General features: G+C 54.8%; 7 protein-coding genes. 2 read left to right on the top strand and 5 right to left on the bottom strand.

What is annotated here, in order from left to right:
- The first annotated feature begins 237 nt into the window (after positions 1-237).
- Entirely contained in the window at positions 238-1,296 is a 1,059-nt protein-coding gene (locus tag ACWAU4_RS03835; RefSeq protein WP_028780502.1) for a porin, read from the top strand.
- 117 nt (positions 1,297-1,413) lie between these two features.
- Here the strand turns inward: ACWAU4_RS03835 and ACWAU4_RS03830 are convergent, their stop codons facing one another.
- Positions 1,414-2,070 carry a thiopurine S-methyltransferase gene (locus tag ACWAU4_RS03830; RefSeq protein WP_107005546.1) on the bottom strand — a complete coding sequence of 219 codons (657 nt, stop codon included), beginning with the start codon at positions 2,068-2,070 and terminating at the stop codon, positions 1,414-1,416.
- A 141-nt stretch (positions 2,071-2,211) separates the two neighbouring features.
- Complete coding sequence (locus tag ACWAU4_RS03825) at positions 2,212-2,559, bottom strand: hypothetical protein (protein WP_025010325.1); 348 nt, start codon at positions 2,557-2,559, stop codon at positions 2,212-2,214.
- 228 nt (positions 2,560-2,787) lie between these two features.
- Between ACWAU4_RS03825 and ACWAU4_RS03820 the strand changes: the two genes are divergently transcribed.
- The gene (locus ACWAU4_RS03820) at positions 2,788-4,596 is read left to right on the top strand and encodes a protein kinase domain-containing protein (RefSeq protein ID WP_028780500.1); all 1,809 of its coding nucleotides are present in this window, start codon (positions 2,788-2,790) and stop codon (positions 4,594-4,596) included.
- Here ACWAU4_RS03820 and ACWAU4_RS03815 read toward each other — a convergent pair.
- From ACWAU4_RS03815 to ACWAU4_RS03805, 3 genes are all read right to left on the bottom strand, one after another.
- Positions 4,593-7,376 (bottom strand): M16 family metallopeptidase, encoded by a 2,784-nt coding sequence (locus ACWAU4_RS03815; RefSeq protein WP_243756820.1) that lies wholly within the window; start codon positions 7,374-7,376, stop codon positions 4,593-4,595. The two genes, ACWAU4_RS03820 and ACWAU4_RS03815, sit on opposite strands and share 4 nt — an antisense overlap.
- Positions 7,377-7,495: 119 nt before the next feature.
- On the bottom strand, positions 7,496-9,901 hold the full coding sequence (locus tag ACWAU4_RS03810; RefSeq protein WP_208193961.1) for a zinc-dependent metalloprotease: 2,406 nt from the start codon (positions 9,899-9,901) through the stop codon (positions 7,496-7,498).
- A 60-nt stretch (positions 9,902-9,961) separates the two neighbouring features.
- Complete coding sequence (locus tag ACWAU4_RS03805; RefSeq protein WP_107005544.1) at positions 9,962-13,654, bottom strand: response regulator; 3,693 nt, start codon at positions 13,652-13,654, stop codon at positions 9,962-9,964.
- Positions 13,655-13,772 lie beyond the last annotated feature (118 nt).

The following is a 13,772-nucleotide window of genomic DNA, read 5'->3' as shown; positions in this document are numbered from 1 at the left end:
GAACAATGATGGTTGAATAGTTTTTAACCGAAATGGACATTTTGGTCACAGATTAAGGCTTTTCCCACAAGAATGGGGCAAAAAGTTTGATCTAGGCCACAATCTTGAGCAAACAAAACTGTAAGAATCAGCGCAGCTTTGTGACGGACAGGATGTCCGCTACAAATCCAGGAACACTCGTTTGTTAAATAACCATAAATACATGGAATAGAACTCAGGTTCTAGGGAGCACAACACATGAAGAAGACCCTTATCTCTGCGTCAGTAGCAACAGTTCTGGCCGCAGCCTCTTTCGGTGCACTGGCTGATGGCCCAACTCTGTATGGCCGTCTGGATCTGTCTATCACCAACTCTGACCAAGGCGCCACACTGCAAACTGGTACTAACGGCGTAGAAGTAGGTGAAAGCGGTACTTACATCGAAAACAACTTCTCACACCTGGGTGTAAAAGGTTCCGAGAAGATTTCTGATGGTGTAGACATCATCTATCAGATGGAGTTCCAAGTAGAGAACACTTCTGGTTCTGGCGACACTTTCAAAGCTCGTAACACTTACCTGGGTGCCAAGACCAACTTCGGTACTGTACTGGCCGGTCGTAACGACACAGTATTCAAGCAAGCTGAAGGCGGTGTAGACGTATTCGGTAACACCAACGCGGATATCGACCGTATGCTGGGTGGCCAAGTTCGTAGCGGTGACGGTGTTTGGTACTACTCACCAAAGATCGCTGACCTGATCACTCTGAACGCCACTTACCTGATGGAAGACAACTACGCGACTTACGACGCGAACGGTAACGAAATCGACAAAGACAACATGTACGCTCTGAGCGCCACTATCGGTGACAAGAAGCTGAAAGCTCAGAACTACTATGCTGCCATCGCCTACAACAAGGCTATCGGTGGTATCGATGCATACCGCGCCGTTGGTCAAGTTAAGCTGGGTGACTTCAAACTGGGCGGTCTGTTCCAGAACTCTGAAAGCATCGTTGACGGTTCTGACGACAACAACACTTACTTCGTGAACGTAGTTTACAACCTGAACGGCGTTAACCTGAAGCTGCAATACGGTTATGACGAAGCCGGTTTCGGTAAGTACTACAAGGCTCTGGGCGACAATGCTGGCACAGACATCGAAGTGACCAACATCACTGTTGGTGCCGACTACCGTGTAGCCAAGTCTACTCTGCTGTTTGCTCACTACGCAAACTACCAAGGCGAGTACAAAGACGCTGGTGCTAAGTTTGACCTGGAAGACGACAACGTATTCACCGTGGGTGTACGTTACGACTTCTAATCTCTGTTGAGATAGTGGTTATAGACACTAAAGGCGACCTCTGGGTCGCCTTTTTGTATGCCAGCATTCCTACTAACCGCTTGTTCCGCCTTGGATTATTATAATTTCCTGGGGAACTTATTTACGTTTCAGCAGATAGGCACTCTCATTGAGCCAAGGCACCTCTTTGGCAATGAACCTGGGGTTGTCGGCCAATACATCGGCTTGCTCCAGCAAAGTGACCTCAAACCACTGGCTCATATGCTCCCTTATCCACTCCTGAGTCACGCTGAATGGCGGCCCCTTGAGCATATCCTGCGGATATTCCAGAGTAACCAACAAGCCGCAACAACCCCTTGGCAGCAAGGCGGCCAGCTTGGCGGCATATTGCAAACGCATCTCCTCAGGCCAGGCGATTAGTGCCGCCCTGTCGTAGAAGGCACCTACCGACGCCAATTGCTCAGCCTTGAGCGCAAACAAGTCGCCCTGCAACAAGGTCATCTGTTCGCTGGAAAACGCCTGCAATTCGCCAAAGGCTTTCTGTTGATACTCAAGGCCGTTCTCTTCAAAAAACTGCCTGACGGCCAACTCGCTCAGTTCGCAACCAAGCAGATCATGGCCCTTCTCGGCCAGATAACACATATCCAAAGACTTGCCGCAAAGCGGGACAAAGACCTGCTCATTCCCCCTGAGTGCGAGTGTGGACCAGTACTTCACCAAAAAAGGGTTAATATCCTGCTGGTGAAAACCTATCTGCTGCTTGTGCCAGCGTTCATGCCAGAATCCGGGTTCCATCTATCCATCCTGTGTATCAGAAAACCTTGATACTCTATCGACTTGGACGCCGATTGCAAAGAGCCCAACAGCAACAGACAAAAAAGCCCGCCGCGGAGCGTGCAATGACTCCGGGGCGGGCAGCATCAGTTTTCAAGCTATTCAGGGCAGTCTGGCCAGGGTCTCCTGCACCTTGCGCAACCAATTACAGTTATCACATTGGCACTTGCGTCGTGACAAATGGTGCGGGCTCAGGCTGGAGTCGACAAAGTCGACGGCAATCAATAACTGCTGCTTCAACTCTTCGAGTGATTTCTGTTCCAGATCCACCAGTTCATCATTCTGGTTCATCCAGATACACTCCAATCCCTGATGACAAAAGTTACAGCGGTCGTCCACCGGATTGTAGAAACCCGCATGGGGACAATGACGCAATTCCATCGACTGTATCACCCTGGGACGAGCATACTCGAACAGTTCGATCAGCTCCTGCTTATCTGGCACTGACATAAGGCCTCCAAATCTCTTCTGCCACTGCGGCTTGTTGCAAACAGGTTACTCTGGGGAGGGCGCAATGAAATTGATATAGGTCAAAGTGCCGCCCAAAAGGATACGCTAGGAAGCCTGGTTCTGAGCTGGATCCCAGAGTCACAACTTGCCGCTGTTATCCCTTGCTGTTTTAATGAGCTTCTGCTTGTTGTTATTTTGTATCCTTGCCTGTGCCAATGGAGAAATCGCTTGCAAACACCTGAACTGCAGCACTTTTATATTTCTGAAGAGCAGTCCGTCTATCTGCTTAAGGCCGATGATGCCCGCAAACACAGGGCCTGGATCCGCCTCTGCCGCCAGCAACTGATCAAGTTGGGCTATGATGACCCGCAACTGATAGGCAAAGGCGCCTATGGTTTTGTGTTCGCCGGACGAAACAGCCATGGTCAGGAACATGTATTCAAGTTCTCTCGCATCACCCTGCCTCAGCAGGTACAGGACAGATTGGAAGAAGAGGCTTTCATGCTGTCTCAGGTCAATCATCCCAATGTGCCGCCACTGATAAAGTTCGACAGAGTCGGGCGCCAGGGGATCCTGGTGATGGCCAGAGCTCAGGGCCAGGATCTGGATCAGCGCTGCCGCCGCCAAGGCGCCTTGCCGGTGGCAGAAATCATGAGCATTGCCAGGCAGTTGGCGGATCTATTGCAATATCTTCGCAGCGGCAGACCCTTGGTACACGGGGATATCAAACCTTCCAACCTGGTTTATGACCCAGAGGAAGACAAGTTGTCTTTGATTGACTGGGGCTCGGCGGTATTTGCCCAGCGCGATGCCGACAACCGCCCGGTTGGCGGCAATGTGATGGAGTTAATGTCGAGCGATCAGCAGCATACCAACGCCCGCATGGGCGATGTTTACTTTATCGGCGATGAGCAACTCTCGGGGGCGCTTTCCAGCCCCAGGTTTGATGAACAGGGGGTTGCCGCCACCCTCTATGCGCTGGCGTCCGGTCAGGCCAGCCGCTTCGGTTCCCAGGTGATCCCGCCTACCAGCATAGGTCTACCGATGGAACTGGCCAGGATCCTCGAGGGGATGTTGGGCTCAGATCCTCTCACCCGCCTCAAGGCCGGCGACTACTTCCTGCGCAGCATGAGATACAGCCAGCATCTTTTACTGCCGCCGCTGCCACAGGAGCTGAATGCCGAGATCCCCGTCTGGGTACAGAAGCGAGCCCGGGATGTGGAAACAGTCAGCTACAGTTCGCGTAAGTCGTTTCTGCGCAGCCATCATCCGGACGCCGATGCCGAGGCTATTCGCGCCGAAGATATTCAACTGGAGAAGTACTACCGCAACTTCCTCGCCGGTATGGGAGACACAGAGAAGGGCTTTATCGCCGCTGTCGGCCGCCTGGGTCAGTATCCAATAGTGGGCGGTTTGGCGATTCATTGGCAGGAGACAGGCGTCTATATCGACTCCAACCTGGCGCTTTATGATGAAGAACTCAGGCCGGCATTGATTCAGGCGGTCAACAACATGGTGACCCTGGCCCGGGGCATTCATCGCATAGGTATCTTCAAGGCCTGTTTCTTCAACGCCAAAGATACCCTGCACCTTGAGCGCAGCGCTCCTTCAGAGCCGTTCAAGGCCAAGGCGGATCAGCTGCTGCCCTTTGAGGTGGGCGATGTGCCGACGCTCGAAGATCAATCCCGGCTGCACTCTTACTTTGAAGATGGCCGGGATCCGGATGAAAACCTCGAGCTGCCCGCGGAAATCATGACAGAGCTGGGCTGGCTCAACCAGATACATCACACAGGCTGTATCATCTTCGAAGCCCTGCCAACTCATATGAAGATCCACAGTTATCTGAGACTGCTCAACCCGAGAAAACAGGCGCAGTTTCGCGCCTGTCTGGACAGGATCCTCAGTCATGTCGACAAGATCCAGGGCCAGGGGGTTTCGGGGTTTATGAAGCTGCCCTATAAAAATACGCGCAGGTTCGAACACCTGCAGCGCAAGCCGGAACGCTTCTATCCGAGAAACCCCAAGAGCGGTGGTTAGCCGCCGTAACTGCTGGTCACACTCAAGCGGCGATCATTCTCAAGATACTCACGGGCCACGGCTTCCAGGGCTTCTCCATCCAGTTGCCCCAGTATCTGCCTGCGCTGCTGCCATCCCTGCCAGCGGCCCGGCCGACTTTGGGCCGTTGCCGCCAGATCCAACCAGAAACCGTTACTTCCCGGGGCGCTTTCAAACCACTGCAACAAGGGCTGGCGCGCGCGCTCCAGCAGATCGGCATCTATGCCACCCTTGGCCTTGACTCTGGCCACGACCGCGGCAAAACCCTGTTCGGCAGCCTTCAGCTTGGCGGCATCTGTGACAGTAAAGAGCCCCAGATAACCGTAACCTGTTGGATGCCAATCGAAATGATTGAAGGTATAAGGCGAATATCCGGCGCCGGCTTTTTCCCTGACCTCTTCATTCAACAGAATGCCCATCACCTGCTCGAGTAACATCAGTTCGCTGTGGCGTCGAACATTCTGCATGTCGGTGGTTGGCCACAGCCAGGCCAGTGCCGCCGAGTTCTCGGCGCCGCGGTGCAAGATTTGGCTCTGTGCCGGCACCTTGGGGAATACCGGCCGCTCGAAGGCCGGGGCCTTGGCCGGATGCCGCTTGATGGCGGCGAATGTCTCGGCGACCGCTTTTATCCCCTGAGCCTCATCGAAATCACCTACCAGCGCGATTTCCAGCATTCCCTTATCCAGCGCCGAAGCCAACACCTTGGCAATTTCAGCAAAGTCCCGCTGTAATACCTGTTCTTCCCGACCGTAACCATATCGGGGATCGCCGGGGAACAAGAGTCCGCTCAGACCATCCCAGAAGGCCTCTTCCGGATTGGCATTACGGCTCTGGCTCTCTGCCTTGACTTGTTGCCGGAAGAGGTTGATGGCTTCCTGTCGCCAACCCGGGGCGGTTAGAAAGGCGGCCTGTAGCCCAAGTTGGGTTCTGAGTTCATCGGCATTGGTATTGGTCACGCCGCCAAAGCCTTCAGTACTGACGCCAATATTTGCCGAGATGTTCTGCCCGGCAAAGATATCCGCCAGCTGTTGCCAGGAGTGCTGCTCCAGCCCGCCGTAAATAAAGGCATTATTGAACAGAGTGCCCAAACCTTCTTGGCGCGGAAATGGCAAATCACCGAATCCCAATGACAAGCTGACGGCCACATTACCCTGCTCAAGCTCGGTAGGTTTGAGATTGAGTAGAGTCCCATTGGCAAAACGTAACTGGCGTATTCCGGTATCGGGATCCCGCTTATCGGCCACTATCTTCCCGGGTTCACCAAAGCTTTGATAGGCAAACTCGCTGGCTTGTTTGGCCTTATAGGGGGTAACAGATTGCAGCAAGCTGTTCTCATATGCCGTCAGCAGTTGTTGTTCCGCCGCGGCCGGCGCCTTGGCACCGGAGAGATAGATCCAGGGTTGCCCCTGCCAAAGCTCAGTCAGTGTCTGTTGGATAAGCGCCGGGGTAATTTGCGGCGCCAAGGCCTCAAAAATGGCCAGCTCATCTGCTGGTTCTATCGGTATCAAGTCCTCGGCATCCATTGATACCAAAGCCTCGGCCATATTCAGGCTGTGAATGGTGTTACTGCCGGCCAGATTGAGCTGATACTGCTTATGTTGGCGTTTCAGTGCCTGCTGCAACTCTTCATTGCTGAAACCGTATTGCAAGGCCTGGCGTATGGTCTGCTCCAGCAATACCACACCATCCTGCCAGTTGTCTTCCAGGGTCGCCAGAGCCAATTGCACCCTTCCCGCAGTGCCAAACTCTTCCCCTATCTCAACGGAGGCATCGGTGAAACCTTCTTCGGCAAACAGGTGCGGTTGCAACCTCTGATAGAGCATATTACTCAGCAGCGACTCAAGCATCAGCTGACGACGCCGTTCAATACCATCAGGCTTTGGCTTTATGGGCGTCAGCACCCCAAGAGAGACTTGGGTCGGCAAACTGGGGTCGAAGAAAGCGTCCGCCTGAGGCTGCTTTCTGACTACAGGCGGAGAAAGTTTCACCTGAGCTGCGGCAACCGCCTGAGGGTGCGGCTTCCAATCGGCAAACAACTGCTTGATTTGAGCCTCGGTACGGGCGATGTCCAGGTCGCCGACCAAGATCAGCGTTGTCCGCTCCGGGGTATAGAAACGTTGGTACAAAGAGCGCAGCTTGGCGACATCTGCCGCCTTGATGCTGGCTACTTCACCGATAGGGAAACGTCTGGGCAGCAGGCTGGAGGGGTACCAGAAATGCAACTGGTTGCGATAGTTTTCCAGCCCGGCCGATGTGCGCTCCTTGAGCTCGGCCAGCACTACGGCTTTTTCCTGGGCAAGCGCCTTGGGATCCAGAGTGAGTCTGTCGGCAATCTCCCGCATCAACATCAACCCGGTATCCAGCTTCTGCTCATCCCCTTGGGTGATGTTGAACTTATAGACTGTTTGCGTAAATTCAGTCACGGCATTGGTATCGGCGCCAAAGCTCAAGCCGAGACGCTGCAACCTTGGGATCATATCCCCTTCAGGCACAGCGGCCGAGCCTTTGAACGCCATATGTTCCAGCAGGTGCATCAGCCCCTGCTCATTTTCCGCCTCAAGCAGCGAGCCGGAGGCGATCCGCATCCGCATTATGACGGTATTGGCCGGCGTCTTGTTGTCCACCAATTGATATTTAAGACCGTTGTCCAGTTGGCCCTGATGAATGCGAGGGCTGACGCTGAGCCCATCGGCCTTGGCAACGAAGCAGAGAAGCAGCAATAAGCTGCCGAGCCAGGCTCTGAGAAACAGGATTTTTGGCAAAAGAATTCCCCCAAAAAACAGAGGTTCGGTGCAAAACGGGCCCGAACCTCTGGAATATGAAAGATGCCAATATAAGATATGGCATTAATTATGTCACATAATCAATACCTTACGACGTACTAAATCGGCGATCCCGGTGGTATTTCCGCAGGTTTGCTGATCACTCTGACCCCGGCTTGTTTCAGTGCCTGTTCAAGCACAGCTTGCAGTTGTCCATAGTGGGCAGCCTTGTAACCTGAACTTCTTTTTTCCTTTCTGGGCAACTGCTTAAGCAGATAATCCAGCTTCATCCTCAACATGGCTTTGACTTCCGGGGCGCTGGCGTCACTCTCCAGACTCTGCAACATGCCGTCCAAAACCACCGCATTTACCCGCATCGCAATACTGGTCTGATCTCCCGAAGGCAGGGATTTCAGCAGTGTCTTACCCAGCAATCTGTCCAGCAAATCCTCTACCGAAAGCTGCTCTGTGTCTCTGGCAAAGGCCTGATCCACACGGTTGAGCCGCTCAGGGTTCAACAGCGCCGACACAGTGTGGCGACTGAGCACTTCTGCCATGGCCAGCTGATCCACGGCAACCCCCAGAGATGAGCCGAAACTCTCGCGGCTGCGGTAATAGTTGCCGGCCTTGGGCACCAGTTGCTCCAGGAGCTCGGTTGGCAGATAAAGCTCTCTGGGATCCAGAGTCGCCAACAGGGTATCGAGCGCCCGCTTCTGTAATTCCGGCGCAATAAAATGCCAATTACCGCTATCGGCATCGGCCAGATAATTATAGTCAATGCCGCCGACAAACTTGGCAGCAGCGCTAATCTGGTAACGATTCAGCAGATAGATGGGCACCAGAGCATCGCTGAGTTCACCCAAGGGTTGCCCCGGCAACAGCGCCTTGGCGGAGAAAGTTTCCAACGCCTGGCGCCTGACCAGCTGCATTCTGGCCAGCTCCTTGACAGGATCCTCGCCTCTGTCCCAGAGACTGGCATAGGCATGGGCGGCTGAAGTCGCTCGCGAGTCCCCCTCGCCTATGTATCTCAGCCCCTGCTGCTGAACCTCTTTGAGCAGCGACTTGAGCGCGGCCTGGGTTTGGGCTTCATCACCAAAGTCACCATAACCATACTTGATGGCAAACTTATCCCAGGTCCCCAGCCCTTCGGCGTAAGGCTGGCTGATATCCACCCGCTTGCCATCGAGGCGCACATAGGGATGGGGATAATCCATCACAGAAGCGTTGTTATTGGTGGAAGCGGCAAAGTTATGATCCAGCCCCAGGGTGTGACCGATTTCATGAGCCGATAACTGGCGAATACGCGCCAGAGACAAGGCCATGGCAGCTGCATCGGCCGCCTGCCTGTCTTCCCAACCTGCGGTAAGGCCACGGGCAATCAGGTGATCCTGACGCACCCGCAGACTCCCCAGAGTGACCTGGCCCTTGATGATTTCACCACTGCGGGGATCTGTCACCGCCGCACCGTAGGACCAGCCACGGTTGGCCCTGTGCACCCACTGGATCACGTTGTAGCGCACATCCTGAGGGTCGGCGCCTTCCGGCAATAGCTCCAACTTGAAACCGTTGATAAACCCCGCCTCATTGAAGGCCTGCTCCCACCAGCGGCCGCCTTCAAGCAAGGCACCGCGGATAGGCTCGGGTACACCGGGATCCAGATAATAGGTAATGGGCTCAACCACTTCGCTTGGCTCAGGGCCGGGATTAACCTTCTGCAGCCGGTGGCGCAGCAAGAACCGCTGGTTGATATCCTGATCTATGGCGGTGGCATAGTCCTTGTATTCATCGGACAGATAACCACTCATGGGGTGATAACGACGCGCCTGATAACCCGGCTCGGGCAAGGCGATAAAGGAGTAGCGCAGTCTCAGAGACAGGGCCTGGCCATCCGGGGTCACCTCGGCGACTCTGGCACCGGCCTTATCACTGGCGAAAGTCAGCTGCACATCCACATCCGAGTTACGCTCGAACGACTTGACCGAGGCTGGCAACACCACAGAGCGGCTGGTGTCCAGACGATAATGCCCTTGGCCCCTGGCCGCCAACTGTTGGCTGATGCCGTGCAGGTCCTGCAACATCAAGTCATTGACCGGCACCAGCAGACGTTTTCCCGGCAGGAGTTTACCGCGCCAGAGTACAGATTCGGCAAAGGCTTCATGCACGGCTCTTTGCTCGGCTTGGTCGTCGGTATCGGCACGAAAACGGGTATTGAGCTGTTTGAGCAGGATATAGGGCCCCTGACGCTCAAACTGCACCATGCGGGTATGCCCCAGTTGCCCACGGTCAAGCCCAATATCATTGGAGCCGGCGCCGTGGGGCAAGCTGGAGAGCAGCAGCATAGGCTGGTTGAGTTTGCTCGGTTCCAGATACAGCTGCCCGGCTTTGGCATCATAAAAGAGATTGATAAAACCTTCGGCCTGAGTGCTTTCGCTGATGACGTCGGCGGCCTCCCTCTCCTGTGCCGCCTGCGCCAATCCAGGTACCGCGATCAGCGCCAGCAACAAGGTCCAACTTTGAGGTTTCATCCCATCTCCTGATTGTTATCTGTAAGTTGCCATTCAAGTTAAGGGATCGGCCGGTTTATCTCAAGTCCTGCCCACCCATTCACTCAAGGTATCAAAGAGTTCATTGAGCATAATGGGCTTGGTGATATGGGCGTTCATTCCCGCCGCCAGGCTCTTCTCACGATCGCCTGACATGGCGTGGGCCGTCATGGCGATAATCGGCAAGGTCTCCCTGTCGTATTTCTTGCGCAGTTCCCGGGTCGCCGTCAGGCCATCCATCACTGGCATCTGAATATCCATCAATACCGCGTCGTATTGACGCTGCTCCACCATCTCAAGAGCAATTTGACCATTGTCGGCCAGATCTACCTCATAACCGGCGCTTCGCAGCAGTTCAGAGGCCACCTGCTGGTTGATCAGGTTATCTTCCACCAGCAGCACCAAGCCTTTATGACTACCGCTCTGATTGTCGGTAATTTCAGCCACGGTCGCCGGATGGGGTTTCTCGGCAAAGGCAGAGATTATCTCATCAAACAGAGTCGAGGCCTTGAAGGGCTTTTGCAGCAACGCAAACACATTGGCGTCTTCCACCTCCTGTGCCAGCGGTTCGGCGGCATAGGCCGTCATCATGATCACCACGGGGCGCTTGCTTATTCTGCCATCGGCCACCATCTCGTCCAGAGTACGGATCACCTCGCGGCCATCCATTTCCGGCATCATCCAGTCGATAAGCAGCAGGTCGGTTTCCTGTTTGCCCAGCTTATAGAGGGCTTCGGCACCGCTGGCGGCTGTGTCCACCTCGAAGTGGAAGTCGCGCATCAGGGTCGAATATATCTGCAGCGCCGTGGAGTTATCGTCCACCACCAGCGCCCGCAGGCTGTTGAGCTGCTCCGGCATCACCAGAGGTTCAATCTTGGCCTCTTCGGCGATCTCAAAGCTGATGGTAAAGCTGAACACACTGCCGACACCCGGCTCACTCTGCACTTGCATCTTGCCACCCATCATGGACACCAGATGCTTACTGATGGACAAGCCAAGGCCGGTGCCGCCATATTTGCGGGTGGTGGAGCCATCCGCCTGGGCAAAGGCGTCAAACAGTATCTCTTGCTGTTCCTTGCTGATACCTATGCCGGTGTCCCGAACCCAGAATTTGAGGGTGATGCGATGATCGCGTTCGCCGACATCTTCACAACCGAGTTCAATCTCCCCCTGGGAGGTAAACTTAACCGCATTGGACAGCAGATTCACCAGCACCTGGCCGAGACGCAGCGGATCGCCCTTGAGGATCAGCCCGGCGGTCACTGGGGCATACAACAACAGCTCGACCCCTTTCTCCTGTGCCTTGAGTGAGTTGATATCCAGGGCGTGCTCCAGCACCTTATCCAGCGGGAAGGAGACCCGCTCCAGCTCCAGCTTACCGGCTTCAATCTTGGAGAAGTCGAGAATATCATTGATGATCCGCAGCAGTGACTGAGCCGAGAAGCCGGCCTTCTCTAGATAATCTTTCTGCTGCACCGTCAGGTTGGTGCGCTGCGCCAGCTGTAGCATGCCTATGATGGCATTCATCGGCGTGCGGATCTCATGACTCATATTGGCCAGGAATTCACTCTTGTAGAGGTTGGCCAGTTCGGCATCTTTCTTGGCCTCCAGCAAGGCCACTTCATTGCTCTTGCTGCGGGTAATGTCTTTGTGGGTACCCAGCATACGCCTGGGCTCATTGTTGGCGGTAAATTCCACCACCCGGCCACGTGACAGCACCCAGTGATACTGACCACTCTTGCCGCGCATCCTGAACTCTATCTCATAGGCTCCAATAGGATCGGCCAGATACTGCTCGCGATACTCTTCGACCCGGATCCTGTCATCCGGATGGATCAGCTCGTCTATGGTCGACAGCAGCGCCGGAAACTCATTGGTCTTGTAACCCAGCATGGTGTAATAAGCCGGGTTGCAGATGATCTGCTCCGAATCCAGATACCAGTCCCACAGGCCATCTTCCACCGCGTCCATCGCCAGGTGATAACGTTCTTCCGACAATCGCAGCTGTTCGGCCGATTCATATTCGCGGGTCACATCACGCCAAACAGCAATCAAGCCCAGCATCTCGCCACGGCGGTTATAAAACGGCAGCTTGAGAGTGTCGAGCAGCACGGGCTTGCCGGCCAGCTCGACCTTTTCCTGATAACGCAGCGGCGCCCTGTCTTTAAGTACCTGTTCATCCTCGGCGCGAATTCTGGCGGCCTGTTCCGGGCTGGTAAGTGTGTCTGAATTCAGGCCGATCATCTCGGCTTCGGTGTAGCCAAGCACTCGCTCGGCCGACTTATTGCAGCCGAGGTACTTGCCTTCTTTATCTTTGAAGACAATGGCTTCCGGAATCGAGTCCAGCAGAGAGCGCAGCAGGGCATATTCCCGCTCACGTCGCTCTGTGGTTTCTTTCAGCCGTTCGGTGCGCCGGGCCACCAGTTTATCCAGCCGCTTGTTCTGCTCCGCCAAGTGACGGGTATATTGCTGGTTCTCTTCAAAAATGCGGCTGACTAGCTGGAACCAGGGCTCCCAGCCCTGGGTGATCTTCTCCGGCGGCCGAATCGGCTCACGGGAACAGTCTTCCAGGTGCGAAAGCAGGCGCGAGGCCGGGCTGACGAAAGAGCGACGAGTCTGCCAGTGCACTATGGTCACCAGCACGGACAGCGCCAGTACCACAAGAATAAAGGTCAGCTGCAGCTTCTCGAACGAGTCCAGAAACAGGTCATCGACATCCTGCAGATAGAGCAGGCGCCAGGGGGCGTTGTGCAGCGCCACTGAGTGGATGTAATAGCCGTTACGGATCATCCCCTCGTGGGCATCGAACAGCTCGGACTCCGGCAGTGAATGCAGCTCGGATGGGATCCGCTGACTGATGTGGTAGACCCGGTTAATGCTGGAGGTATCAAAATCGCTGTGGGAGAGAATATTGTTGCCTTGATCCAGCAAAATCACTGTGCCAGGCATCTTGAAATAGAGACGTATCTGTTTGGCGAGCGATGCCAGTGTCATGTCCAGATTAATGGAGCCGATAAACTCATCTTCGAGATAGATGGGCACCCCGAGCGTGGTCAACAGACCATTGCCGGCCGAGTCCACATAGGCCTCACTCCAGAACACACTGCGCTGGGGGTTCATCGCCGGCGTCGCCAGTTGAAACTGTTTCTTGTTCAGCAGTTCATCGCGAAAACGCTGCTCGTCCGAAGGCCAAGGGTAATAGGACATCATTCGCCGCTTGGACAGGTAATAGATGGCCGAGGCCTTGGGTGCGGCTTCCTTGGCGACCGGGAACGACAACGACAGCTCGAACAGCATCTCCAGTTCCTGATAGAACTTGTCGCTGCGGCCATCGAGAGAACCGGAACCGGTTATCCGCCCCATGTTGGTGAATGGCTCACCACTCTTGGCGTAATTGGGCTCCAGGGTAAAGAACTGACCGCTTTCGTTGAATTTCTCGTACTGGGGCAGTCTGTCCTTGCGTACCTGCTCGGCCAGGCGCAAGTGGTCCACGGCCACATTGCGCAGGCTCTTGACCGCACGGATACTGGATTCCAGCAAGAGGTCAATCTGCATCACATGGCGATCGACCTGTTCTTCTCTGAGCTCCATCTGTTGGGTCTTCTGGCGCTCAAAAAACACCCAGGCGGTGAGCAACGCCAGTACAATTACCCCCATATAGGTGTAAAACACTGCGCGGTTGTAATTTTTCTGGATCGGAGATTTCAGCTGCAGATCCGGCTCACTCGATTTCATCCATTACCCTTGCATCACGTCCCATCCCCAAGCGGCGGGAAGGAAGAAGAACAAAGCCAATATCATATACTTAATTTGGTCGAATATGCAGTACCCCGCACAAAGCAAAGGCCCCGAA

The organism is Shewanella sp. FeAMO, from assembly GCF_053653955.1.
Note: the sequence above shows the minus strand (reverse complement) of the source record. Positions and strands in the feature narration are given on the sequence as shown.

Bases quoted from the DNA above. Each gene is read 5' to 3' on its own strand.
- ACWAU4_RS03835 (WP_028780502.1), top strand. From the start codon at position 238: ATGAAGAAGACCCTTATCTCTGCGTCAGTAGCAACAGTTCTGGCCGCA.
- ACWAU4_RS03830 (WP_107005546.1), bottom strand. From the start codon at position 2,070: ATGGAACCCGGATTCTGGCATGAACGCTGGCACAAGCAGCAGATAGGT.
- ACWAU4_RS03825 (WP_025010325.1), bottom strand. From the start codon at position 2,559: ATGTCAGTGCCAGATAAGCAGGAGCTGATCGAACTGTTCGAGTATGCT.
- ACWAU4_RS03810 (WP_208193961.1), bottom strand. From the start codon at position 9,901: ATGAAACCTCAAAGTTGGACCTTGTTGCTGGCGCTGATCGCGGTACCT.
- ACWAU4_RS03805 (WP_107005544.1), bottom strand. From the start codon at position 13,654: ATGAAATCGAGTGAGCCGGATCTGCAGCTGAAATCTCCGATCCAGAAA.